This is a genomic window from Paenibacillus sp. FSL R7-0048 (genome assembly GCF_038004505.1).
GTDB lineage: Bacteria > Bacillota > Bacilli > Paenibacillales > Paenibacillaceae > Paenibacillus_AQ > Paenibacillus_AQ odorifer.
Genome location: NZ_JBBORF010000001.1, coordinates 914,018 through 939,232, shown reverse-complemented (window position 1 = coordinate 939,232; position 25,215 = coordinate 914,018). Strand labels below are relative to the sequence as shown.

The window sequence follows — 25,215 nt, the reverse complement described above, 5'->3', positions numbered from 1 at the left end:
ACAGCAAGTAGATTACTTCTGTTGTCCCGTCCCTCTGCTGCTCCTACCCTCTTCTACTTCTAATTCTACTTCTACTTCTTGTTCTTGTTCTTCTTCTTCTTCTTCTTCTACTTCTACTCTCTTCTGCCTACAGATTCTGTATCCAACCACATTCGTGCAAGCACATTCTGTATTCAACCCCGATCGTGCAAGCGCATTCAATTTTGTCGGCACCCCTCCTGCCTTACTTTGATTAGTCCACCCTAATCTAACCCAGATCTTTCCTTACAAATAGCCGCAAAATTAAAGATATGCTGGATAAATTAAAGATTATCGTGCTATCAGGGCTCGATATCCTGGCAATGAGTGGGTCGTTAAACATATGTTGGTTGAAAATATAAAGAGGATGAAGGAGCGTGGTCTCTTTTGCCTCTCTTTCACGCCAATCCACCGCATTCGCTCATTTCTGAGGCACTTTTGCCTCTCTTTCACGCCCATCCGCCATATTCACTCCAATCAGAGGCTCTTTTGCCTCTCATGTCCGCCAATCGCCGGATTCGCTCATTTCTGAGGCACTTTTGCCTCTCTTTCACGCCAATCCGCCGTATTCGCTCAAATCAGAGACTCTTTTGCCTCTCTTTCACACCCATCCGCCGTATTCACTCCAATCAGAGGCTCTTTTGCCTCTCTTTCACGCCCATCCGCCGTATTCACTCCAATCAGAGGCACTTTTGCCTCTCATCTCCGCCACTCCGCCTCATTCACTCCAATCAGAGGCACTTTTGCCTCTCTTTCACGCCAATCCGCCGTATTCGCTCAAATCAGAGGCACTTTTGCCTCTCTTTCACACCCATCCGCCGTATTCACTCCAATCAAAGGCACTTTTGCCTCTCTTTCACGCCCATCCGCCGTATTCACAATCAGAGGCACTTTTGCCTCTCTTTCACGCCAATCCGCTGCATTCGCTCATTTCTGAGGCACTTTTGCCTCTCTTTTCCGCCACACCACCGTATCGCTTCCTCCCTCACACTACCCAGCTACGAAAAAAAAGATTGCCTCTCCGTCATCAACGATGACCTTGAGGCAATCTTTTTTCAAACCATCCGATTTAGTTACTTTCCTTGCTTCTCCAGCAAGTTCAGAATGATTGTTACTGCTTCGGCCCGGGACGCTACCTGGTTAGGTGCGAAACGATTTTGTCCTATGCCATTCACAATGCCCGCTTCTGCTGCTGCCGCAATATATGGTACTGCCCATGCGGGTACATCCTTAGCATCATTGAAGGTTAAGGTCGCTTTTGGATCTACTGTAATACCCAGAGCCCTAACAACCATAACTGCTAATTCAGTGCGAGTAAGCTCCTGCGTAGGACGGAAGGTACCATCATCATAGCCGCTGATAATTTGCAAAGCTACTGCCTGAGCTACAAAGGACTTGGCCCATGCCGGAATCTTCGCTGAATCTTTAAAGCTTGAAGTGCTACCACTGTCCGGCAATTGCAGGGCACGAGCCAGCATAGTGATAAATTCAACCCGATTTACTTTCTGATTAGGACGGAAAGTATTATCCGGATAACCGCTAACGAAGCCCCCTGCTACTGCTTTCTCAATAGCCGCTGCTGCCCAATGGCTGCCAGTATCCGTCAATGATGGTTTGACTACTGGTGTTGCAGTTGGTGTAGGCACCGTTGTTGGTGCTGGTGTAGCTGTTGGTGCTACTGTTGGCGTTGGTGTTGCTGTTGGTTTTGTTGTTGTCACTGGTCCTGTTGATGATCCTGTTGTTGGTTCCGTTGTTGGTGCCGTTGTTGGCGCCGTTGTAGGTTCCGTTGTAGGTTCCGTTGTTGGTGCTGTCGTTGGCGCTGTTGTCGGCGTTGTTGTAGGTTCTGGTGTTGGGTTTACTTCAGGATCTGCTTCCTTAATAATACCGAACTCTTCCAGAACATATGGTTTAGCATCATTAATATTCTGATCGATCTCATAAGATACAGCTGTTAATTTGCCAGCATCTACAGTAATACCTACAAAGGTCTGAACTTGACCGCGTTTGGGGCGCGTAGCATCACTTGGGTCCGGCCCGTATTTAGCAGCTGTATTCTCATTTGCTACTTCAAAGAGATTATAATACGCATCTCCCAATTCTGGTTTCATGTTCTTGTAGTAAACCTTCGCTCCCGCTGTAGCTGGGATCAGATAGATCGTTCCATCTGGATTTACTGTGTACTCTACAGTTTGACCATTGAAGCTTTCCTTGATCTTCACTGTGTCTGCCGCAGTTCCATCAGCTTTAATTGGCTTGGTCCGGGCATAAATATGGTCGTGCCCTTGAAGAACCAAGTCAATGCCCAGTTCAGCCATCATTGGAGCAACCTTCGCTCTTTCTCCATTTGTACCCATAATGTCTTTGTCAGTAGCGTGGTTAGAGGTTGTGTACGGACCTTTATGCATAGCTACGATAATCCATTTCGCTCCAGCAGCTTTCGCTGCTTTTACGTCAGCCTTCATCCAATCCAACTGTGCTTGGCTGAAGTTAGCAAATTCATCGGAATTCTCATTTGTATTCAGGACTACAAAGTGAGCATTGCTGTAATCATAGGAATAATAAGCTCCTGTTTCTGTTGCAGAGCCCGGTGCTTCCTTAATATTGTAGTGCTCATAAAAGGCATTTGCCTTATCCTCATGATTCCCTGCCACTGGCACGATGGTCGTGTTAAGCAGGGTATCTTGCGAATGACCAAGCAGCCAATTCCATTGGGATTCATTAGTTCCGGTATCCACGATATCTCCGTTAATCGCCACAAACTCAGCATTCGGGAACGTCGTAAGTGCTTTTGCCATCGTTTCACCGGAAAGAATCGCTTCATCTTCGGTCTTAGCCTGTGTATCAGCCAAATCGATGAAAGTAAATGCTCCTGTCTTAGCGGCAGTTTCAAAAGTTCCCACTGCACTCCACAGACCTAGTGCTTTATCACCTACACGGAAGTAGTATTTTGTATCAGCTTTCAGGCCCGAAGCTTCCGCTTTATGAACTAATTCGTCCTTTGAATTTCTGGAAACCGCCGAACGTCCTGTAAACTCAGAAGCCTTAGCAAAGTCTGGAGTAACGCCCGTATTTTCTACAACCTGCAGATCGTTTCCAGTAGACTTCAACGCTGTGTACCAAGTGAAGCCTTTTGCACTCACTGGGTCGCCATTAAAGGTAACTGTAACTTTTTTAATCGAATCCGTTGAAGCGATAGCAGCTTCTGAATTTGTTCTTTCACTTACAGCTTTGATAACAAATTGATAGGTTTGGTTTGGATTAGTATTTTCTACAGTGTAAGTATAAGAAGCTTTACCTTCTTCATTAGGAACACTGACCGTCCAATTTGCCGATACCAGATCATTTTGCTCATAAATACGATATCCAGACACTGGTGCACCGGAAGCTGGCGCATCCCAAGTCAACGTTATTTTACCACCATCTGCTGCAGTAGCCTTTGCATTTTGCACAGGTTTAACTGCTACTTCCGATTTATGAATGCTGTAGTTATCATACAAGTCTGTAGAACCACCAGTTGTTGTGGTGTAGGCTTCGTAAGAAAGCTCATCATTCGTTACCGTCATCCCCGTGAACATTTCCTTACCAGGCTGTCCGTATTTAGCTGCAAACGGGAATGTTCCTGAAGCTACGTTGTATTTCTTGTTGCCCGCTGCATTTGTAATCAGGTATAAAGTACCCTTAGGATCAGTTACTACTCCGTTTGAGTCCGGAACAATATCCGTCAATGGCTTGTTGTTGTACATCTGATAGCTTCTAGCAAAGGTGTGGTCATGCCCGCCAATTACCATGTCAATGCCAAGCTCGTCAAATACCTTCGTTAATTGCGCTCTGTAAAAAAGTACATCTGTATCATTGGTGTGATTGGCAACGGAATAAGGAGATTTATGCAGAAGCACAACCTTCCATTTCTGATTGCTTTTTGCCGCTTCGCTACGAAGCCACTCCACTTGTTTATTGTAAATTTCGTTATTCTCAAGATTCGAGCTTGCACCATAATATTCTGTATTAATTACCATAAAGTGTGCTGAACCGTAGTCAAAAGAATATACAGAACCATCAGGTTTCGCACCTGTATTCGATACGTTCGGCAAATTAAAATGAGAGCTATAATTGCTATAATTTTTACTTTCATGGTTGCCTACCAAAGGAACCAACGGAATATTCGCTAAAATATCCTTAGGCTTATTGAAAAACCATCCCCATTGCTCCTCAATATCACCGTTATCCACCAAATCACCAGAATTCAGGATAAACTCACTTTCCGGGAATTTAGCTAATCCTTCTTGAAGGGTATGATTCCAGATATCAAAATCTTCTTCAGTTGTTCCTTGGGAATCCGTTGTATATAAGAATTTATAAGCCTGATTACTGGAGCCTTCTGTCTTAAAAGTTCCTACGTCGCTCCAGTTATCAGCTTGTCCATCCCCAGCACGGTAAGCATATTCCGTTCCCGGCTGCAGATGATCCGCTATTACCTTATGGCTGGTTAGCACAACTGGTTTTTTAGCTGATTTATCCGCTTTTGTCATATACACACTAGTTGTAACGGATGTCCCTTCATAAGATTGAGCGCCTGCCGCAGGAAACTGGCCATTCTCCAATTTAGAAGCTTCTACTACTTCCAGTTTGGTGCCAGTCACACTTTCAGGTGCATACCAGTTGAATCCCATACTAGTCTGCGGGTTGCCATTAAAAGTAATTGCGATAGAATCAGGCTTCCCAACTCCAGGTTCTACTGTCTCCACTACAGGATAAGCAATCAGGCTCATATCCCAATAAAGGTCAGAGCTAGTGTCGCCCGTCTGGTGAACTTCAGCTGAAAGCTCATTACTTCCATCCTTCAGATTGGCTTTTACGATTTCCGTTAGGTCAACCTTTGTATACTCATTTGGATCACTGCCATTAGTTGTACTAAGTGTCTGATAGTCGATTTCACCAGCTGGCATAGCCTCGCGGTAGATTTCTGCACCATTCAGATACAGCACTACTCCGTCATCAAATGCAAAATTACCTAATACTTTATCCGATTTCGTAATTTCTTCCTTATTCACAGTTACATTTGTCCGGAAATAGGAAGTACGATATTTCTTCTTTTTATCCGTGCCGTAGCTTATATTTGTATTCAGAGCACCAAATTGCTTGCTGCTGACTCCGGCCCCAGAATCTTTATAACCAAGCGGCGCTTGGCCTGATGCCCATGTAGAATCATCGTAAACAGACCGCCATACCGAACCTTGATCCGTTCCGTTATCTAGATATTTCCATGTAGAATTGCCCGCCAGTAGTGTTATTGGCTCTAGCGTTTGTAATTGCAGTAATCCAGCATCCTCATTGCTGTCTTCTGCAAAAGCTGGCATTCCTGTAAATGTAAGTCCCAGTACCATAACGAAGGCTAGTGTCATGGATACTGCTTGTTTTAATAACCTGTTCATAATCAGTCTCCCTTACTGTTATTATGAAATGCTTGCATCCATTCATAGTAACTACTAAATATTTTCACAATGTACGGATTGATCCACTAGTTTGTAAAAACGGCTTGTGTATTTAATCAGGCAAAAGTGGTTACAGTAACGGCAAGGTTATGATCAAGGAGGACAAACATGGACGATACTCAGGCTTTTGTAGACAAAGTACACGACACCCAGAAGAAAGCAGAAAAGAACAAACAGAATCACGGTAAAGGAACACCAAGCCAAAAGCTGCCTAATAAACAGCACAGTAAATAGAACACGCCTACACGAAAACAAAAAAAGCAGCAAGCCCTCCCGGATCGGAGTGACTTGCTGCTTTACTTTTTGTATATTGAGCTTTGCTTTTAAAGGAGTTATTTACTCCATTTCACCACATTCACGGCTACCTTCTCTAATTGTGCCTTGCTCAAAGCCTTGTCTGGAGAACTAATCGTCACAAAACGATCATCCAGTTTATAGGTCAAAAACAATGAATCGCTGGTAGGGCTGTACCACTTAGCTTCTGTACCATTGGAAAGCTTTACGGTATCGCCTTTGTAATCATAGGAGTAGTCACGTGGAGAAACGTTCACCCTCATATGGTCGAACAAAAAGTACACTCCATCTTCAGAGCTAGCTGCTTTTTGAAAAGCATCTCCACTCACCATTTGTGCTGGTGCATAAACCGTTTTAAACCCATCGAAATTTGCAAAAGCTTTAGAAATTTGTTCTTTTTGAGCGTTGCTGTACTGTACTGGTGTTAATGTATCTTTATCCGGCACCACAGTTCCAGTACCCAGAATGACCTGATTCGCTGCCGCATCAAAAGTCACTGGCACCTTCAACACATCAGCCAAGGCACGTACAGGAAGATAGGTTGTATTGTTATAAGTAATCGGAGCTAATGTGTTACCTTTATTATCAACAGGCGTATAAGCTGCACCATTCACTTTAAATCCAATGCTGTGATTGAGGTATGCGGTGATTTTTTGCAGCTTAGTTCCTGCGTACACACCAGCCGAACCTGTAATTGCCATCCCAAATACCATCGTTGCTATAATGAACTTTTTACTTTTCATATGTTATGCCTCCTTAGAAGATCAATCTCGGTTTTTACTTTAGCTCAAGTTTTAAAGGAATATGTCTCTAAGTTGTATTTAACTTGTACCCAATTTGTAAAGAAACTATTCATCTGGAGCTCTGGTTTGTATAAGAAAAACAGCAACCCGCTTATCCCATAAGGATTTAACGGATTGCTGAGGGCTTTAACCTTGATACGGAGTTGTAACCTTATACACTTCTGAATATAAAATTTCTCTATAAAGTTGGAATTCTTCTTCATCAACAGGGTTAGGGTAAGTCATAATTAAGAGTGGTAAATCTTCATTTCCTTCACGCAAAGGAGGCTGCACATAATCGTAAGGGTTCAAATGAAAGCCCAGCCGCTCATAAAAGCCGATTCTCCGCTGCTCCATTTCACCCAGTGGCCGCTCAACTTCCAAAAGGACAGGCTTGTTAGATAGACTGATGTATTCAGTCATCAGCTTTTTGCCAATTCCTCCACCTCTGATGCTCGGGTCGACTGCTATATGTTCTACAAAACGAAAGCCGGGAAACTCCCAGCAGGCCATAAAAGCAACAATTTTACCCTCAGAATTCATCTCGGTAATGAGACGATAATCTGGAACGTCCAATAACTCCTGTTGTCCCTCAAAGGTTCTGATCTCAGAAGTAGGAAATGAGGCTTCCATAATAGCGAATATTTCATCAAAAGTTGTGTGATTCATAACATAAGTTCTCACTTTCTGGATTTGTGGTCTATTATAAGTTTACCTTACACATATTATCTTAACCCGAAATTCATTAAGAACTCAAGGTACTAGTACCTGGTACTAGGATAACGTGATATACTAAATAGAACAGTTATACACATCTTGTTTGATATAGGAGAGGTTCATATTGGATAATCAGCAATGGATCGCACCTGAGTTCTACAATCTCACTTCGGAAATGGAAAGCCATGCTCCTGAGAAGATTGCGCTTAAGTGGTTAAATGAGCAAGGAGATTATGAGGAAATTACTTACGGTGAATTACGCAAACAAGCTAACCGGCTGGCCGGAGGACTTGCGAAGCTTGGGCTGCAACAAGGGGATCGTGTTCTTGTTATGGTTCCACGCCGCATCATCGCTTATGTCATCTATTTAGCTTGTCTGAAACAAGGACTTGCCATCATTCCATCCTCAGAAATGCTGCGTGCCAAAGATTTATCCTACCGCCTGCGCCATTCTGAAGCCAGAGCCGTTATTGCTTGGTCCGAAGTAACCGGGGAAGTTAATAAAATCTCAGAGGATCTTCCTGCTCTCGATTACCGTCTTTCCGTATCTGGCAGCTCAGACGAACTCGGTGAAGGCTGGCTGGATCTAGAAAGTCTGATGGTTGGACAACCAGATACCTTCACAGCAGTCGCAAGCCGCCGGGATGATATGGCTATTCTCGCTTACACCTCAGGTACTACCGGCAACCCTAAAGCGGTCGTTCATAGTCATGGCTGGGGTTATGCTCACTTGCGGATCACCTCACCTCAATGGCTGGATATTCAAGGATCTGACACCGTCTGGGCAACAGCAGCTCCCGGCTGGCAAAAATGGATCTGGAGTCCCTTCTTAACCGTTCTTGGCAACGGAGCTACAGGTTTTGTATATAGTGGATCCTTTCATCCCAAAAAATATTTGCAGCTATTGCAGGATCACAAAATTCAAGTATTGTGCTGCACCCCAACGGAATATCGTCTAATGGCTAAAACAGAAGACTTAGGTCGTTACGACTTGTCTACCCTGCGATGTGCAGTATCTGCCGGAGAGCCATTAAATCAAGAGGTCATTAACACCTTTCAGCGTGAATTCGATATCACGATCCGTGATGGGTACGGCCAGACGGAGAGCACACTGATTATCGGAACACTCAAAGATACTCCAATATGCATTGGTTCTATGGGTAAATCAATCGCACCCGGCTTAGTCGAGGTTGTGGACGAAGACGGTAAGCCACTACCTGCTGGAGTGGTTGGTGATATTGCAGTACATTTGAGTATGCCAGCCCTGTTCCACACTTATTACAAAGATCCCGGTAGAAAAGAAAGCTCCACACACGGCGAATTCTTCATAACCGGCGACCGGGCAAAGAAGGATGAAGATGGTTATTTCTGGTTCGAGGGTCGTGGAGATGACATCATCATTAGCTCAGGTTACACTATCGGTCCTTTCGAGGTAGAAGAAGCATTGATGAAGCATGCCTCCGTCAAGGAATGTGCGGTCGTAGCCAGTCCAGACGAGATCCGTGGGCACATTGTTAAAGCATTTATCGTGCTCAAGGATGAGATTGTTGGTTCACCAGAGCTTGTAAAAGAGCTGCAATCCCATGTTAAAGAGTGGACAGCCCCTTATAAATATCCGCGCAAAATCGAGTTTATTCAGGATCTTCCGAAGACGACCTCCGGTAAAATACGGCGAGTAGAGCTTCGTGAGCAGGAGAACCAAGCTGCGCAGGAATAAACATAGCCATATAAAATTCACCTTATTAAAAAATAAACAAGAGCAGCAATCCATAATGGACTGCTGCTCTTGTTTATTTGGCATCAGGCCGTTACTCGGACCAATATTTCGCATCCGGGTTCAGTGCCGCACCAACTTCGCCTTCTAATACTAAATCGCAATCGAGGTAGCCCTCTTCATCCAGGAAATAAACCTCCTGCTTGTAGAACTCGCATAAGGTCTCTAGGAATTTATCAGGCGAATCATACATCACAATTAAATCGCCGAAATCATGGAGCAGGTCACATACCTGTTCCACACCCTCAGCAGACTTATAATAACAAATGAAATCACTGCCATAGTTCGTTAAGATAGGCAAGATAACTCCATCAGGATGTTGACCTTTTTCCTCCAATATCCCAGCTAATACCTTCATCTCCTCTTCATATTCATCCATATGAATCAGGCGGTACCCTGGAATAAATTCGATAAGGCTTGGTTCCTCTTCCTCACTGCTTGTCCCTGAGACAGTGCTATAAATAGCTTTCAGCAGTTCAGGAGTCTCCGGCAAAACAGCCGTTATCTTTGCTTCGTTATCACCCTTGCCCAAGCTGGCAATATAATCAGGGCGTAATTCTGCGGACAGCTTAAGGTATTCTTGAAATTGTTCTGTCAATTTATTGGTGTGCATATTGTCATCCTTTACTTATTTGCGGAAGTCCACATCTTCATCAGCCACGTATCGAAGTCAGCGCCTTTTTCACCTTCATAAGCGTCGTACACGTCAACTCTCATCTTCTTCAGCTTCTCTTTGAAGTCCTCGTAAGAATGATCTCTTGGCAGGCTCTTTTTAATTCTCAGCAGGATCTTGGATACGCCTTTAACTAGTTCAGGCTTGTTCTTCGATGGCACCTTAACGTCTTCACCAAAAGCCTTCAGCTTAAGGTAAGCAGCTTCTTGAACTGTATATACAGGATCGCTCTCCATTAAACGCGTCAGGATATCGATAATTTGTTTGTGGTTGGTCTGTCCCAGCTCTTCAACTGCTTCTAGACGCGCTCTCCAATCCGCAGAGCGGTTGGCAGCTTTCTTTAATTCCTCATAATTCTCCGGTAGTTCATTGTTCAGTTCTTCGATCATTCCGTTCAATCCCCTTCTATTAAAAACTATCTATCTTACAGTAACAGTATAACCAACCATTGCGCAAGCTAAGAGAGGAAGATCTTTGCATGAATTCATGTGAATATCATATTTCCGCAAAAATATGGGTAAAGTATCCGGAGTAAGTACCCAGCGCAACATTCTATCGACTATATACGTTAGTAACTAGAGAAATTCAGACAATACATCAAGGAGAGTGACCTAAGTTGAAAAAGCATACCTTCATGCTAGCGTTAACCATTGTACTAAGTGTGGTGCTTGGCGCCTGTTCCAGCAACAACAGTAACAATGGAGCTGCCATTGAAACGAATCTAACTGCAAAAGAAATGGTCGATCAAATGCTGAGCAAAGTAGAGCAGCCATCATTAATGGAGCTTGATGCGGCTACAGTCGAACAGCTATATCATCTCAACCCAGAATTGCTTGAAGATTATAGCATTAGAATGCCTATGATGAATGTGAAAACTAACGAAATCGCCGTTCTGAAAGTTAAAGATGTAAAAGATATGACTACTGTTGAGGATGCCATCAAAGCGCGTGCAACAGATGTTCAAAAACAATTCGAAACCTATCTGCCTGATCAATACGAAAATGCCAAGAACTATAAACTTATTAAAAAGGGTAACTATTTCCTGTTCGTTATTGCTGATCCTGCGGATCAAGATAAACTCGTAGCAGACTTCGATACTTACTTCACAGAAAAATAAATAACCATGGTATTCAGCAGCCTACTTTTCCTATTCCTATTCCTGCCGGCTGTCCTAGCGCTCTATTATGTTTCGCCCTGGCGAATCAAAAACCTCATATTGTTTTTAAGCAGCCTGTTTTTTTATGCTTGGGGCGAACCTGTCTACATTGTAATCATGTTGCTGTCCACCATTACAGATTACAGCTTTGGTCTACTTCTCAGCAGACCAAAGCTGACTGCGGTGCAGCGCAAGTGGATTGTGGTTAGTTCCGTCATTATTAATCTAGGCTTATTGTCGTATTTTAAATACGCAGATTTTCTCATCCAAAATATAAATGGACTCCTCGGTACACATATTCCTTTAACGGATTTACCTTTACCTATTGGGATTTCATTTTATACTTTTCAATCCATGTCCTACATTATTGACGTCTATAGAGGAACTACGAAAGCACAACGCAATTGGATTGATTTCGGTACATTTGTAGCCCTGTTTCCACAGTTAGTAGCAGGTCCGATTGTTCAATATAACACCATTGCCGGGCAACTACGTGAACGTACGGTCGATATCCCCATGTTCGCAGAAGGTGTACGGAGATTCATAATCGGATTAGCCAAAAAAGTACTGCTCGCCAACAACATCGGTCTGCTCTGGCACACCATATCCAGCTCCAATCTAGATTCCCTGCCTGCTTTTACCGCTTGGCTTGGGGTTATTGCGTTTGCTTTTCAGATCTATTTTGACTTCAGCGGGTATTCGGATATGGCTATTGGTCTCGGTCTCATGTTCGGCTTCCGCTTTAATGAGAACTTCAACAAACCTTATATCTCTCAGAGTATTACTGACTTTTGGCGAAGATGGCATATTTCCCTTAGCAGTTGGTTTCGTGACTATGTCTACATCCCGCTTGGAGGCAACCGCCAGGGGTTAGGCGTTCAAGTGCGCAACATCCTCATCGTATGGCTGCTCACGGGTATCTGGCACGGGGCCAGCTGGAATTTTCTGCTCTGGGGATTATACTTCGGGGTCATTCTTATCTTTGAAAAATGGTGGGGATTAAAGCTATTAAGCCGCCTCCCCCGTTGGACAAGACATTTATATGCTGTAGTACTTATACTCATCGGATGGGTCTTGTTCGCTTTTGAAGAACTTCCTCTGGTCATTGGCTACTTACATGCGATGCTTGGCTTTAATGGACAGCCGTTATGGAATAACACCACTTTATACTTCACTTACACGAACGCAATTCTACTCGTGGTGTTAACCTTTGCCTCTACACCTGTGAAAATCTCCAAGCGGATAGATTCTAGATCGGTTCCTGCTCTTGTTTGGTATGGCGTGTTATTTTTCCTATCTGTTGCCTACTTAGTAGATGCAACCTTTAATCCATTTTTATATTTCCGGTTCTAACCATTAGGGGGTGATTGTTTATGAAGCAGAAGACGGATCGAATCCTGGTTGGGGGATTTGTTGCAACGTTATTTCTGGTCGCTATCCTCTTTTTCTTACTGCCTGTTCAGCGTTTCTCTGAGCTTGAGAACCGGTATTTGCAAAAGGCCCCCCATCTGACATGGGACAATTTATTATCCCATACCTATGCGGAAGAGGCCGAAAGCTTTGTAACTGATCATTTTCCATTTCGGGCCAAATGGGTATGGGTGAAATCGGCGGTGGAACAGATGAGGCTACAGCAAGAGAATAACGGAATCTATAAAGGAAAAGACGGCTATCTTTTCGAAAAATTCGCAGCACCTGATTACACTAAAGTTCAGCAATATGCAGCAGCTGTGAAACGCTTTGCCGATAACAATCCCGATGCAAACACCACTTTCTTATTGGCACCTACATCGGTTGGCTTGTACAAGGAACGTCTACCCTGGTTAGCTCCTGTCTACTCGCAAGCTGAGGTGAATCAAACAATAGCTAAGGATGTAGGAGATAGCCTTACTTTTATAAATGGATTTGATGTTCTTAGCCCACATGCCGCAGAACCCATTTACTATCGGACCGACCATCACTGGACAACCTACGGTGCCTACTTAGCTTATGTAGCCTATGCTCAAAGCATGGGCTGGCAGCCTCTGTCCCAGAGCGAATACCAGATTCAGACTGTGAGTAATTCATTTCTCGGAAGCTATCATACCCGGGGGCAATTTATCGGGGTCACACCTGATTCCATTCAAATGTACAAACCTAATCATGAGGTATCCACCCAAATGTACATTCAAGATACCGGTGAGACTTTAAAAAGTATGTATGACCTAAGTTATCTGGAGAAAAAGGATAAGTACTCTTATTTCTTAGGGGGCGTACATGCGCTAATGAAAATCACCAGCCAGCTTGATCCAACAACGGTCAAACAGAAAAAGCTGCTCGTCATCAAGGACTCTTATGCACATAGCGTTATTCCTTTCCTGACTCAGCATGTGCCTGAAATCCATGTGATCGATATCCGTTATTATAATGGAAACATCAGTGATTATATGGCTCAAAATGATATCAAGGATGTCTTGCTGCTTTTTAATACGGCTACTTTTATTGATAATGCGGCGCTATTGAAGTTAAATTAAAGGCACTCAGGGAATAGGTGTTGTGCGTAACTGCGGGAATGTTGGACTTTCGGTCGCTGTTGTCTCCAGATGTTTTTGATTTTACCGCTATCAGCGGATAACATCCGGAGACAGCTTATGCTTCCGATGCGAGCTTTCCTTCGGAAAGCTTTCAGGCGAACGCTAACGCTCCTACTGTTCCAAAATTCCCTCCTTAACTTCAAACCAAATACTAAAACTAATATATGAGTCCTCTAATCTGGACTCGTATTTCAGATCGTTTTTAGCAAGTATCTCCGCGACTATGGACAGGCCAAGTCCAGTACCGGAGATTTCTTTATTTCGAGACTCTTCAATTACATAGAATGGGTCCCAGATATACGCTAAATGTTCCGTTTTCAGGCGAGTGGTTTTATTAAAGATCGTAAATTTTAATGTACGCGTAGTGTCACTCCGTAGTTTTATTTCAAAAAAATCCTCTTCACCATATTTAATGGCATTACTAATTAAGTTGTTGAATACTATCTCGATTTGGCTGATATCTTCTTCAACGATAGAGGATTCAAGCGAATGAAAGTCGCTCATTAAGGTTATGTTTTTATTTTTTAACGTAATATTATAATGTGAGATCACTTTTAGCAGAAGCTCTTTAAGATCAAAAGGCTCTTTATGCACTTCTGACTTCTGGATCTTGGACAATTTAATTAAATAATCCACCATATCCGACGTATACTTCACTTGCTCCAAAATGATATCCGTATACGTGCCATCATCCAGACCGTCCTGAATGCCAATCGTATAGGCTTGGATTAAGGATAATGGTGTTTTCACTTCATGCGAAATGCTTGAGATAAGGGTATTTAAACTTTGATTTTTCTCCTCCAATTTGGCATGGGTGCTCTTTAGACGCTGACTCATCTGATTGATGCTTTTCGAGAGCTCTTCGATTTCATCCCCCGTTTGAATCGTCACTTGTTTAAAATCGAGATTGGATATATCCTTCGCGACATCCTGTAATTGCTCTAACGGTGTAATGATCTTTTTTGAAAAATAAGCCACTAACAGCAAACTGATAATAATCCCCAGTAGAATGGAGTAAAAGCTGAATTGATTTACGAGGGTCAAGGCATCTGTATTGTGCACAACCACAGTTCCTATGAGGATTAGACTGCTATCCTGCTCGTATATTTTCGTTAACAGACTCGATTTCAATTTGCCCTGATTAAATAAAAGATTAACCGTGTTGCCTTGTTTTACTTTTTGTAATACCTCATCTGTGATCCAAAATTTATTAAGTGCCACCTTATCTTTAAACAACGCAAATTGAATATTTTCGTTAATTTCTGCTGTACTTCCACTGTTTTCAACCCTAACAATCGTTACGTTATTATTGTTCTCGATCCTGCTTTCATTTTCCATGAGTTGATCCAAACGGAGATCCTTTACTTCGTCATAAATGGTGTTGATCTTGGTTTTCATTTTGTATAGGTAATAATCTGCTGAGAAATAGTTGTGCAGGAAATAAGACGTACCAAAAACAATCAGCAAAATAATGCTCACCATGATCAATAACTTCGTACTTATTTTATGAATTTTTATCATGGAAGCTGTACCCCATTCCCCTATGCGTGATCACGTGGTCGGCCCCAATCTTATCGCGCAGCCTCTTAATATGCGTATCTACCGTTCTTTCTTCACCCAGATAATCCATTCCCCAAACCGCAGACAATAAGGCATCTCTGGATAAAATACGTCCTTTATGCTCATACAGGAAGGTTAGTAATTCAAATTCTTTCTTATATAACGCCAGTTCGGCCCCATTCTTGTACACTTTCTTCCGCTCAAAATCGATTTCTAAATCCCTAATCGCAGCCACTTTTTCAGTGCCTAGCATTTTTTTAATTCTAAGCATCAAAATCCTTGGGTCGAATGGTTTTCTTATATATTCATCTGCTCCTATATCCAAGGCACTGAATTCATCATCATGGGAAGACCTTGCGGTCAGCATTACAACTTTAGCCAAACTAACCTTCTTGATTTCATTACAAACCTCAAGCCCGCTTCGCTTAGGCATCATCCAATCCAGCACCACAAGATCAATCCTATTGGAAAAAAAGAGCTCTAGCGCTTCCTCACCATCCGCTGCTGTCCAAACGTTATAGCCTTCTTTTTCAAAATAAGTCTTCAATATAGTGGTCATGTGTTTCTCATCATCCGCAATTAAAATATTCAAAGTAGATTCTCCTTCCTATAGTTATCAGAAGAAAAAGGCGAAATCCTTTACAGGTTTCACCTTTTCATATATTTTCATGCTACGTTATTGCAACTTCTCTACACCTAATCCCTTCGTCAGTACGTTCCATATCGGGTTATCGACCGTCTTTCGATCAGGCTGTTCACCCTTCTCTATCGCTTCCCAATACTCCCAGGTTGGTGGCTCAGTGCCAAGTTCATAATCCATGCCATCCCAAGTATCCTCCCGGAACGCATAAAACGCCCAGTGCCAGCCGTAATCAGCAAAAATCGAGATTAAATCAGCCAAGTATTGATCTGCACCTTTTACAAGCCGGTTCGTGCCAAATTCTTCAGCGACAATACGATTAGCAGGGATGTTATTTTTTTCTGCCCACTGTGCGATAGGTTCTAGAAAATCCTTTAAGGCTTTCTTATTGAATGCTTTTTCCGTCTTCTCCTCACCTACTTTAACTGTTCCAGGATATTCATAGGTTAAGCCTTTTTTCTTATTTTGGCTGGTGAGTTCGTAGGGTTCGTACATATGAAAAGCATATAATACATTCGCATCATCGATGGGTTTCAAATATTTAAAGGCCCATGGTGTAGCATACAGACCAGAATTGACGATAATAGGGGTTTCCGTATCTACGGTTCGAATCGCTGTCACAATAGTCTCATATAAAAGATTCAAATCCGCCGGAGTATTCTCCACTGAGCTATACCATTCGTTGTAATCCTCTGTCCAGAAATCATTAAATCCAGTAGCTTGTTCAGGATGTGGCTCATTAATAAGATTATAGCCGACCACCGCAGGATGATCTTTTAATCTTTCCGCAAGATCCTTCCAAAATGTTGCCGCTTGTTCATGATAACTGAAATCCTTCCAGATTCGATCATCATTTGTATAATTATTAAACTGCCGCCACCGATCGCCGGGCAAACTAAGGACTGTCAGCACTACTTTTGAACCCCGCGCCTCGGCTGCATCCAAGTCTGCTTTTAACGCTGTAAAATCATCCTCAACAAGCCCCTCGTATTTATCTGCATTCCCTATTAAAAAGTCTTTATCTGGATTAGCATCCGGTTGATCGTTAAACAGGAAATCACTATCTTTTGCCCATTTATCTGGCGCAAGTCTAATGAACTCTATATTATTTTCTTTCGCTGCATCATAATTTTCGGGTATAGATTTGGAATTCATGAAATTTGTTCCTTTACGCTGTTGATCCCAGAAAGCGATCTTCTCATTGACCTCTTTCTTTACCTCCTTCTCCGGTTCAAGATTTGCTTGTGGTGTTGCTGCACTGCATCCTACGACTGCCAACAAAATCAATACGATAAATCCTTTAAACTTCTTCATTCTCTCACCTCGTAACCTATCGTAGCCAATCTCTGTTACAAGAGTGTCACAAGAGATACCTAAAAAGACTGCCCTAAGGATGTCGGCAGACATTCTAGGACAGCCCGATCATATTCATAGAATATAAAATAAATGCTTACTGATTAGTACTTCGACGGGAATGTGACTCCGCATAGGCATCATGTCGAAAGTTCAGAATAGGATCTTCAGAGCATTCAATGCCGGCAGGTACAACTGTCGGATCAAAGACGTACTCTTGAGCCTTCTCGTCTGCCACGCCGGTGATCGACAAATGGCCGACAACAATCCGTTCCCGGTCTTCAGGCCAAGCAGACGTCGGGTCATCCGTAGGATCTCCCTCCTGCCCGAGGATTACTGTCAATTGAAACGCCACCGGACCTTTGGACAGTCTCTCGATTAGTTCATCCTCCAAATAATCGGGAGATCGATTCTCCACCTCTTCCTGGGCCAGAAAGTGCAGACCCGCTTCCGGTTCCCACTCATATTTAATAGCCCGCCGCTCGCCAGCAGCATTGGTGAAGTAATAGGCATGAATGGAATGATAAAGGTTGGTTGCAAAACTGAGTGGCGGTTGCAGCATTTTCACGGCTTGAAGCCCAGCCCGGCTTTCCGAATACTTCTCCATGACGGCTTTGAATTTGTCTGCAATGGTCGCTCCCTCAAACGAATTTTCTTTAATTGTACGTAAGATATTAATAAAGGATTGCGGTGTTTTGGCAAAAAAGATCGGCAATGTAATTGTCACCAAACTTGTCACGCCCCCATCAGGCAATACAAACTGAACCGCCATTCCTTTTGCAGGCGAAAAAACATCAGGGATGGACGGATTAGTCGAGCTATTGGAGAAGCGTACAAGAGCTTGCACCTCATGATTTTGCAAATGTGGCGCTGTTGTTAAAGGACCCGCTTGGCCGTTAGGGGTGAACACCGCCTGGTAGACAACACCTTTGGCGTGCGCGCGTCGATAACCCGGATATTTGCCTGCTACCTCCTCAATGGAGTTTACCGCTTCTTCTGCGAGTTCAGACGACACTGATTTATTATTGTTCATTTTCGTTCACCTCTTTGTAATTTATCAGGAAGGAAAAGGGGACAAAGCCCCCTTTTCTAGTTATTTAGCTTTGTGATGCGTCAAGCAAGTCGTTCCAGGCCTTCGTAATTCGCTGTCCGCGCCAAATATCTCTGACCGTGGCATCGGGATAAGCACTGTACCAGCCGGATGCAGTGATCTGATGATTGGCGATGAAGTCTTTCGCTTCCGAAGATTCAATTCCCGGAAAATCCTTCACTTCATTAAACATGTTATTCAACAACTCTGGAATTTCAGTTCCAAAATCATCGATATAACTATCCCAATCTCCATCATAAGCCGTCGCGAACAACAGCCGCGTGTCGTTATCAAAGATTACGAAGCGCATGTCGTGAACGGTCGCGATCTTCGCCATCGTTTCGGCTTGTCTCGATGCACTTTTTTTCAGCTTCTCACGGAGACGATCCGCCCCACCTTCTTTAAGCGGCGCAATGATGGTAAGCTCAGATATTTCACCTTCCCGCAGGCCGGCACGTCCAGCGCTTGTAATCGGATTAGTCTGATCTTGTCTTTCTAACATGTTTATTCCTCCTTAGATGTATGTTGATCCAACTCTGCCATCCACCGCAATGCAGTCATGCTGGGAACAAAGAAATACTCCCCGCCTTTGGTGATTGAAAAACTTGGAATTTCTTTCATCCGGTGGCGAATAGGTTTGTCCGGAATGGTAAACATCCCTTCCCCCTCATTCTTACCGGTAATAGGGTCTTTCTCGGTTGACATGCCCGCGAAATTGCCTCCATTTAACCAATCGCTCTTGATAAACTCGAATTGGCGGGACAATGAGCTGCATATACCTGCAAAAATAAGGCCTCTATCCTGACCATCATCCTCCATTACACCTTTTGGCAGTATAGGGCCATACATCGTTGACCGCCGGAGCAACCGGTGAATGTTCACATTAACAACCGAATCCTGCAAGCTGTCTCGGGGAAATGCACGACGGATATGCGAGCTTACCGGACATTTCAACCCTTTATGATCATCCCCGTACGTAAATGCGTTCCGTCGGCTGACGTCTTCGCCCAGTGCCGGGTCATCTGCTTCAGGAGCCAGACTTAAAGGGGCTCCGCTCGGCCATCTTCCTACCATTTTAGCGGCCAAAAGTTCTTCCTCTTCCCGGTTATCCGCATGCTCCCGCAAATAACGACGGAAAGTCGCGACCCTCATATGCAATTTGCGGAAACTGAGGTAACTGCCATTGTGGCCAAGTTCTGCCGGCTGTGGTCCCTGTGTTATAGTGCCGGATTCATTTAAATGCCCGAACAGGAATTCACCGGCTTTAATCTCCGCTTCCTGTCCCACCGCATTGGGTATATGGTTTCCTTCGATTCTCGGATTGCTGATTCCATCCATGAATCCCAGATGAGTACGTCCGTCAGGATTCATTCCGACATCCAGCTGGTAAACGACGGATACACCATTCAGTTCGCAGTGGATTCGACGGGCTGCTTCTTCTGCTTGTAGCAGCGCTTCTTTGGTGGGCGCGAACAGAGCAAGCGCCACATCGACTTTGTCAGTACCCAGCGGGTCTTCCCAGTGCTCCGGGCTGCTTTCGTTTACATCCCCTAGCTTAGCTGCCCGGGCAGCCATGCCCTCCCGGAACTCCAGGTCGAAGCTGTTGAGTGACTCCTTGGGAATCCCCAGCTTCTGGAGTCCTTGATAGGTAAAACCAACGTTGACCCAAGCACCTTCGTGAGGATTATTCCACTGTCCGGCCGACGTCACTTCGTCGAGAAGCCGCTTCAGCATCACTTTCCCGTCCTGTTGATGATCGATAGACAGCAATACATAGGTTCCTACGTAGGGGGTAGGCCGTTCTTGTAAGACGATTCCTTGAATGTCATCATAATTCAGTTCTTCCGTTTCTGTACCTATGACGCTCACTCCTCCCTCGTCTTAAAGTTGTTTTCATAATATTAAAAACGGGTATTCTCTCATCCGTCTCTCGATCTAATTAAACTTAGCCCTAAATGGTTAATCAGGTTAACAGTCCTCCCCAACTAGACAATAACGGTACATTGTCTAAAAAATAGACACATCGTTAGATTTGTCTAAAATCGAGACAAAAAAGAGATATTCTAAAACCGTACCGGCTTTAGAACATCTCTTATCTTCGACTAACCTCACAAATCATATTCATAGTTATCAAACTTGCCATCTGATGCGAAGACATATTCGCAGATGTTCTCACCCCATCTAGCTATAACACTAAAGACGCGACCCGAAGTGGGAATATCACTGGTGGATGCTGGAGGGTTCACAAATTCATAATTCCCTTCGACGAGTGTTACAGGAACTTCTACAATTGGAAGCTGCGATTCATCAAAGCTCTCAGTTAGATAGGCCATCTTTACTGTGACTTCACTCGGTGCGTAATCTCCAAAGTCGACCTGCAGTTTCTCCCCTGGTTTCAAACGATGCAGCCCCGTTAGAAGCGTAGGTTCACTATGCCAAGCCGTATAGTAAAAGGAAGCCCGATCATAGTCCGCTCCATTCCAGCTCGTCTTTAGAATGACATAATTCTCTATAGCATCTGTACTATTCTCATGTGTAATGATAAGGGGCGACGGTTCAGCAGGACTTTTGAAAGAGCTCTCGGATTTACTCATTATTCCTCCGCGTTCCCCAAGCACCACCGCACCAATGATAACTACTGCCAATAGCATCAATGAAATCAATAATATCCTTTTAGACTTATTCCTATATTTGATAATAGCTCCGCCTTTCCTTAAACTTATAACCCTTCTTTCATTTAACACTTGATCATCAAGCCATGCAAGTAGGTAGCTGATGAATTATATAGCAAATCCAAGAGTTAACTCTTCTTCTATCATATTCTATTTATAGGAGGTGAATATAAGATGACCATTCAGTTTGTAGATTTAAGACTATCCAACCAAGCTGCTTCGGATGCTACACCAGCAGTTATTCCACTAGCGGCGACTCCCCTTGTTTTTGGGGATATTGGTATTCAGACCGCAGGCGTGTCGGCTGAGAATCAAGGCAATGTCCGCGTACTTTTGACCGGATTTCTAAAAGTAGAAAACAATCCTCTTTTCAATACCAATACCGTTAATGTTCGCAGAAACGGAACGATCATTTTCACCACGACATTTGGGGTTGCGATCAGCAGAGAAAATGAAGCTTTCGGTTTTACAGCAGTAGATATTCCACCACCAGCGGCTGTCGCAACAGGTCAAATTCAGTACACAGCAGAGATCTTCACAAATGCAGCTGCAACAGATCCCTTTAATAATGTCCAAGCCAGAAACTTTAGTGGCGTTGCAGCTGCGGGTAACTCCTAACATGAACATGTAGTGGGTGAGGGAGCGAATTGCCCCTTTAAAAACAGAAGCTCAACCAAAGGTACTGGTTGAGCTTCTGTTTATTCCCCAAATAATAGATTCAGAATCCGTTCATCCGCCTTTCGGTTCTTCCCTTTATAAGGATAACAATGAATATGAATCGCTGGATTAAAGTTAATCTCAATAACGCTATAGTTCGTATCATTGGCTTCTTCCTTGATGTCATCAATCATCATATCCACTCCACAAAAAGTGGCGCCCGCAGCTTTAGCCGCTTGAATCGCCAGAGCCTTATAACTATCTGGGATCTCATCCGTAAAATCCAGGCTGTCACCACCCGTGCTAATATTAGAGTTCTCCCGAAGATAGATGACTTCGTTTAATGGAGGAATATCACTCCAAGCCTGAGCGTGGTTGTTCAAGAACATCGCTTCTGCTTCACCGATCTGAATTTTCTCAAGTGGTGTCTTGTACCCACGGCCTCTTAACGGATCCTTATTTTTCTCGTGCACTAGTTGTTCAATCGTATGTACACCATCTCCAATCACATTTGCAGGAACCCGGTGCAATACTCCGACTACTTCATCACCCATGACAAGAAAACGATATTCTTTACCCGTCATGAATTCCTCTAGTAGCACTGTTCGATCAAACTCGAAGGCGATTTCGAAGGCTTTTTGATAATCTTCTTTAGAGAAGTCGTCTGTAAAAATAGTAATGCCGAGTCCAAAATTGGTTGATTTGGGCTTAATCACAATAGCCTTGTTACGGTAAGTGCCATGCGCATTCATTGCCTCTTCCAGATTTCGAAAAGCTTCTCCTGCGGGAACACGAATGCCTTGCTGTTTAAGAACTTCTTTCGTAACGATCTTATTCTCCATGATTAATACCGTACTATAAGAATCAAGGGAGGTCTTCGTAGCTTGCTTAATATATTCTTTATGATCACCTTGCGTAAGAACTACAAAGTTCTCTTCCCGATCGATCAATTGAAACTTAATGCCACGTTTAACCGCTGCCTTCAAAAGAAGCTGTGTAGATAGCTCCAGATCCTCATATCCCACAAAACGGTATCCATTCGCAAGACTTTCCTTAGCATATTGTTTAGCTTTATTCAGATGGTATTGTACAAAAGAGGATTGTTGAACTTCCGACTTCACAATAGCTGCAAAACTCCGGTCTGGCTCTACAATTTTATTCTTAGCTCCATGCAATACGTTCAAAAACACTTCATTCTCCGGGTTCAACAGTTGGATCATATCCTGCATCTCATGAATACAAGTTAATGCCTGCTGCTCCATCGTTGTACATGAATCCCCGTAATCATGCAAACATCCCTTTATTCCTTCCATGATTAGTTGATCATGATTAAGATTCGCCATCTTCTGATCCTCTACTCCGAACGGTTCGTCCTCCTTCAGCAGCATATACAGGATAAAAAGATGAATGAAAATCATCGTTTCTTTGCCGATTCCTATTTTGTAGAGTGGATTCAGATCAATAAACCGAAGCTCCAAATAAGCTATCCCATCTTGCATCAGTTCCTCTAAAGGGTGTTTGCCTCTTGCTGTCTTCACTCTAACCGGACTATAAAACTCTTTTACACTTAATAATTCTTCCGATTCGATCAAAGCTTGTAAATCATGAACATAATCCTTTAACGAAGCAAAAGATACATAAAGAGGTTTTTCATTTCGATACCCACATTCGCTATTCCGCAGTGAATTCATATTCTGATAATAAAAGCTTTTGTCGTCATCTGATTCCCCGCGAGCAACACATTGTTCCATATAAGTCTTATCAAAAATAGGGCTGGCGCCTGTTAAATAGATAAGAAGCCAACGGTACCGCAATAGGTTACGGGCTATTTTTAAGTAGGTAGCGTCTTTGAATTCTTTAAAGCTCACCTGTGGATCTGCTATGTCATGAAGCTGTCTCAGAAATTGTTCATCAAAAGAGAAATTGTAATGGATTCCGCTCAGCAATTGTCTTTTGCGACCGTATTTGTCTGCTAGCTGATGTCTGTATTCATCCTCAATCGGATTACCCATCTTGGCAATGGGGATGTCCTGATCATTCGGTAGCCTCGGAGGATTACTACTTGGCCACAGATATTCTTCCTTGAGCTCAAGCGACACAATATCCTGCAGCGCCTCCAGAAAGTTATAAGTCTCATCAATAGAATCAAAAGAGGGGGTGACCATTTCAATTTGACTCTCTGAGAAATCGGTTTGAATATACGGGTTCTCCATTTTGTTGCCAAAAGCTTTAGGATGTGGTGTCAGCGCAAGCCTTCCCTCTGGATCCACTCTGACATTTTCTTTTTCCAGTCCAAATTCGCCGTGAAAAAGCTCCTTATTCAAATGGTTATCCCTCAGAAGCTGTATGAGTTTACGATTTAATAAAGCCATTTCAACGATCATCCTTTGCTTAGTAGTTTATCTGCTGTTTGTTCATTTTGAATAAAGATCTTCTAAACCAGAACACAAGAATAACCCCTTTAAACACACTGCTTAGAGCAATCGACATCCACACCCCATTCAGGCCAAAAGGTTCGGATAAAATCAAGGCTAGTGGAATTCGCAGTGCAGTAAATGTAATACTGAAGATCGGCGGGATATGAGTTTGGCCAATGCCGTTAAACGCACCTACTGTCATTAATTCCATACACATAAATAATTGAGAGTAGCCAATGATGCGCATATAATCAGTGCCTAATTCCAGGCTTGTCTGATCTGATAAAAACAAGGAAAATAGCTGCTGCGGGAACGCAATAAATATAAGCGATATGATCACGCCAAAGATGGAGGTTAAGATCAAAGCCTTACGATATCCCTGCCCTATACGGTCCAATCGGCGTGCTCCATAATTTTGTCCAAAAAAGGCAGCAATAGCTCCCTGTAGTCCTCCAATAGTCATATAAGAAATAGATTCAATTTGAATCCCTACTTTTTGCACCGCAATCGCATCCGCCCCAAAACGTACTATGATCTTAGCAATGACGATCGATATGAGCGTAAAGGTGACCCGTTGGATTGTGATCGGAAGTCCCATACGAATTACTTCTTTCATTTGACGACTGTCCCATGCTGATGTGTTCGAAATGATTTCTGACTTTCTTGTCTTTATGATAAAAAGAGCCGTAACTAAGATGTTCGCTGTCAATGTTGCCGTGGCTGCCCCCGCTACTCCCCAACCTTCAAAACTGCCCCAGCCAAAAATTAAAAATGGATCAAGGACGATATTAACCATAAGACCAACGGAGTAGATCTGAAACGGTTGTTTACTATTTCCCATCGAGTTTAAGAGTGTGGCAAACAAAGTATTTACGATGGAAAATACCGTCCCGAAGATCGAAATCACTAAAAATTGTCGTGCCATCCGTTCAACTTCATCACTTCCAAGATCAAAAAAACCAATCAACTGATTGTTGGTCAACAGAACTAAGCTCATATAGAGAAGTCCTAATAAAATAGACATCATAAACCCGTTCTTAATATATGATTTAGCCTTCTCTATCTGGCCAGATCCCATACAAAACGCAACCTTAATCCCTGTACCGATCGTAATCATAGTCGACAATGCAATCGCTAGATTAATGAAAAAACTCGCCGTGCCAATCGCGGCAACAGGACCACTTCCCAATCTTCCAACCCAAATCATATCGACGAGGCCATAGGTTGTGGAGATGAAATTCGTCGCAATAATGGGAAGCGTTAATTTCATTAAGGTAGGCATAATAGGACCTTGAGTCAAATCATTCATGCCCTGCAATTCCTTCAAATCTAAAAACACCTTCTTCA

21 protein-coding genes are annotated in these 25,215 nt (G+C 43.2%); 6 read left to right on the top strand and 15 right to left on the bottom strand.

The features are described from left to right. Nucleotides 1–12: 12 nt before the first annotated feature. Nucleotides 13–213: a hypothetical protein gene (locus NSQ91_RS04055; protein WP_340916515.1), complete on the bottom strand. Its 201-nt coding sequence runs from the start codon at nt 211–213 to the stop codon at nt 13–15. A gap of 878 nt (nt 214–1,091) precedes the next feature. After that, nucleotides 1,092–5,450 (bottom strand): S-layer homology domain-containing protein, encoded by a 4,359-nt coding sequence (locus tag NSQ91_RS04050; protein WP_340916513.1) that lies wholly within the window; start codon nt 5,448–5,450, stop codon nt 1,092–1,094. A 168-nt stretch (nt 5,451–5,618) separates the two neighbouring features. Here NSQ91_RS04050 and NSQ91_RS04045 point away from each other — a divergent pair, with 168 nt between their 5' ends. Continuing rightward, the gene (locus NSQ91_RS04045; protein WP_051491363.1) at nt 5,619–5,744 is read left to right on the top strand and encodes a DUF4023 domain-containing protein; all 126 of its coding nucleotides are present in this window, start codon (nt 5,619–5,621) and stop codon (nt 5,742–5,744) included. Nucleotides 5,745–5,842: 98 nt separating this feature from the next. Here the strand turns inward: NSQ91_RS04045 and NSQ91_RS04040 are convergent, their stop codons facing one another. Both NSQ91_RS04040 and NSQ91_RS04035 read right to left on the bottom strand, forming a co-directional pair. Further along, nucleotides 5,843–6,547, bottom strand: a complete 705-nt coding sequence (locus NSQ91_RS04040) for a hypothetical protein (RefSeq protein ID WP_076130101.1) — start codon at nt 6,545–6,547, stop codon at nt 5,843–5,845. 186 nt (nt 6,548–6,733) lie between these two features. Continuing rightward, nucleotides 6,734–7,255 carry a GNAT family N-acetyltransferase gene (locus tag NSQ91_RS04035; RefSeq protein ID WP_036684918.1) on the bottom strand — a complete coding sequence of 174 codons (522 nt, stop codon included), beginning with the start codon at nt 7,253–7,255 and terminating at the stop codon, nt 6,734–6,736. A gap of 169 nt (nt 7,256–7,424) precedes the next feature. On the opposite strand from NSQ91_RS04035, the gene NSQ91_RS04030 reads away from it, so the two are divergent. Next, nucleotides 7,425–9,020 (top strand): acyl-CoA synthetase, encoded by a 1,596-nt coding sequence (locus NSQ91_RS04030; RefSeq protein WP_076305197.1) that lies wholly within the window; start codon nt 7,425–7,427, stop codon nt 9,018–9,020. A 91-nt stretch (nt 9,021–9,111) separates the two neighbouring features. Here the strand turns inward: NSQ91_RS04030 and NSQ91_RS04025 are convergent, their stop codons facing one another. Next, on the bottom strand, nt 9,112–9,690 hold the full coding sequence (locus NSQ91_RS04025) for an SMI1/KNR4 family protein (protein WP_076305196.1): 579 nt from the start codon (nt 9,688–9,690) through the stop codon (nt 9,112–9,114). Between the two features lie 11 nt (nt 9,691–9,701). Further along, nucleotides 9,702–10,139, bottom strand: coding sequence for a HEAT repeat domain-containing protein (locus NSQ91_RS04020; RefSeq protein WP_036684913.1), 438 nt, complete (start codon nt 10,137–10,139; stop codon nt 9,702–9,704). 227 nt (nt 10,140–10,366) lie between these two features. On the opposite strand from NSQ91_RS04020, the gene NSQ91_RS04015 reads away from it, so the two are divergent. The 3 genes from NSQ91_RS04015 to NSQ91_RS04005 are packed head-to-tail and all read left to right on the top strand — an operon-like array spanning nt 10,367 to nt 13,419. Beyond that, a complete protein-coding gene (locus NSQ91_RS04015) occupies nt 10,367–10,867 on the top strand; it encodes a DUF4358 domain-containing protein (RefSeq protein ID WP_036684911.1) in 501 nt (166 codons plus the stop codon). Between the two features lie 6 nt (nt 10,868–10,873). Continuing rightward, nucleotides 10,874–12,259: an MBOAT family O-acyltransferase gene (locus NSQ91_RS04010; protein WP_076305195.1), complete on the top strand. Its 1,386-nt coding sequence runs from the start codon at nt 10,874–10,876 to the stop codon at nt 12,257–12,259. 20 nt (nt 12,260–12,279) lie between these two features. Next, on the top strand, nt 12,280–13,419 hold the full coding sequence (locus NSQ91_RS04005; protein WP_076305194.1) for a DHHW family protein: 1,140 nt from the start codon (nt 12,280–12,282) through the stop codon (nt 13,417–13,419). 171 nt (nt 13,420–13,590) lie between these two features. On the opposite strand, the gene NSQ91_RS04000 is transcribed toward NSQ91_RS04005, so the two are convergent. The 7 genes from NSQ91_RS04000 to NSQ91_RS03970 form a co-directional block, all read right to left on the bottom strand. Then, nucleotides 13,591–15,000, bottom strand: a complete 1,410-nt coding sequence (locus tag NSQ91_RS04000) for a HAMP domain-containing sensor histidine kinase (RefSeq protein ID WP_081391940.1) — start codon at nt 14,998–15,000, stop codon at nt 13,591–13,593. Next, nucleotides 14,984–15,631: a response regulator transcription factor gene (locus tag NSQ91_RS03995; protein ID WP_036684906.1), complete on the bottom strand. Its 648-nt coding sequence runs from the start codon at nt 15,629–15,631 to the stop codon at nt 14,984–14,986. Before NSQ91_RS03995 ends, NSQ91_RS04000 begins: the two co-directional genes overlap by 17 nt. A gap of 84 nt (nt 15,632–15,715) precedes the next feature. Further along, nucleotides 15,716–16,993 carry a glycoside hydrolase family 5 protein gene (locus tag NSQ91_RS03990; protein WP_076305193.1) on the bottom strand — a complete coding sequence of 426 codons (1,278 nt, stop codon included), beginning with the start codon at nt 16,991–16,993 and terminating at the stop codon, nt 15,716–15,718. 136 nt (nt 16,994–17,129) lie between these two features. After that, nucleotides 17,130–18,065, bottom strand: coding sequence for a catalase family peroxidase (locus NSQ91_RS03985; RefSeq protein WP_076305192.1), 936 nt, complete (start codon nt 18,063–18,065; stop codon nt 17,130–17,132). 64 nt (nt 18,066–18,129) lie between these two features. Then, nucleotides 18,130–18,624, bottom strand: coding sequence for a hypothetical protein (locus NSQ91_RS03980; RefSeq protein WP_076179118.1), 495 nt, complete (start codon nt 18,622–18,624; stop codon nt 18,130–18,132). Nucleotides 18,625–18,626: 2 nt separating this feature from the next. Further along, the gene (locus NSQ91_RS03975) at nt 18,627–19,991 is read right to left on the bottom strand and encodes a Dyp-type peroxidase (RefSeq protein ID WP_081383601.1); all 1,365 of its coding nucleotides are present in this window, start codon (nt 19,989–19,991) and stop codon (nt 18,627–18,629) included. Nucleotides 19,992–20,230: 239 nt separating this feature from the next. Continuing rightward, a complete protein-coding gene (locus tag NSQ91_RS03970; protein WP_076305191.1) occupies nt 20,231–20,785 on the bottom strand; it encodes a hypothetical protein in 555 nt (184 codons plus the stop codon). 183 nt (nt 20,786–20,968) lie between these two features. Between NSQ91_RS03970 and NSQ91_RS03965 the strand changes: the two genes are divergently transcribed. Next, entirely contained in the window at nt 20,969–21,412 is a 444-nt protein-coding gene (locus tag NSQ91_RS03965) for a hypothetical protein (RefSeq protein ID WP_036684901.1), read from the top strand. An 80-nt stretch (nt 21,413–21,492) separates the two neighbouring features. Here the strand turns inward: NSQ91_RS03965 and gshAB are convergent, their stop codons facing one another. Both gshAB and NSQ91_RS03955 read right to left on the bottom strand, forming a co-directional pair. Further along, nucleotides 21,493–23,823: a bifunctional glutamate--cysteine ligase GshA/glutathione synthetase GshB gene (gene gshAB, locus NSQ91_RS03960; protein WP_076305190.1), complete on the bottom strand. Its 2,331-nt coding sequence runs from the start codon at nt 23,821–23,823 to the stop codon at nt 21,493–21,495. 19 nt (nt 23,824–23,842) lie between these two features. After that, nucleotides 23,843–25,195 (bottom strand): MATE family efflux transporter, encoded by a 1,353-nt coding sequence (locus NSQ91_RS03955; RefSeq protein WP_340916507.1) that lies wholly within the window; start codon nt 25,193–25,195, stop codon nt 23,843–23,845. Nucleotides 25,196–25,215 lie beyond the last annotated feature (20 nt).

Bases quoted from the DNA above. Each gene is read 5' to 3' on its own strand.
- NSQ91_RS04050 (WP_340916513.1), bottom strand. From the start codon at position 5,450: ATGAACAGGTTATTAAAACAAGCAGTATCCATGACACTAGCCTTCGTT.
- NSQ91_RS04045 (WP_051491363.1), top strand. From the start codon at position 5,619: ATGGACGATACTCAGGCTTTTGTAGACAAAGTACACGACACCCAGAAG.
- NSQ91_RS04040 (WP_076130101.1), bottom strand. From the start codon at position 6,547: ATGAAAAGTAAAAAGTTCATTATAGCAACGATGGTATTTGGGATGGCA.
- NSQ91_RS04035 (WP_036684918.1), bottom strand. From the start codon at position 7,255: ATGAATCACACAACTTTTGATGAAATATTCGCTATTATGGAAGCCTCA.
- NSQ91_RS04025 (WP_076305196.1), bottom strand. From the start codon at position 9,690: ATGCACACCAATAAATTGACAGAACAATTTCAAGAATACCTTAAGCTG.
- NSQ91_RS04020 (WP_036684913.1), bottom strand. From the start codon at position 10,139: ATGATCGAAGAACTGAACAATGAACTACCGGAGAATTATGAGGAATTA.
- NSQ91_RS04010 (WP_076305195.1), top strand. From the start codon at position 10,874: ATGGTATTCAGCAGCCTACTTTTCCTATTCCTATTCCTGCCGGCTGTC.
- NSQ91_RS04005 (WP_076305194.1), top strand. From the start codon at position 12,280: ATGAAGCAGAAGACGGATCGAATCCTGGTTGGGGGATTTGTTGCAACG.
- NSQ91_RS04000 (WP_081391940.1), bottom strand. From the start codon at position 15,000: ATGATAAAAATTCATAAAATAAGTACGAAGTTATTGATCATGGTGAGC.
- NSQ91_RS03990 (WP_076305193.1), bottom strand. From the start codon at position 16,993: ATGAAGAAGTTTAAAGGATTTATCGTATTGATTTTGTTGGCAGTCGTA.
- NSQ91_RS03985 (WP_076305192.1), bottom strand. From the start codon at position 18,065: ATGAACAATAATAAATCAGTGTCGTCTGAACTCGCAGAAGAAGCGGTA.
- NSQ91_RS03980 (WP_076179118.1), bottom strand. From the start codon at position 18,624: ATGTTAGAAAGACAAGATCAGACTAATCCGATTACAAGCGCTGGACGT.
- NSQ91_RS03965 (WP_036684901.1), top strand. From the start codon at position 20,969: ATGACCATTCAGTTTGTAGATTTAAGACTATCCAACCAAGCTGCTTCG.
- gshAB (WP_076305190.1), bottom strand. From the start codon at position 23,823: ATGGCTTTATTAAATCGTAAACTCATACAGCTTCTGAGGGATAACCAT.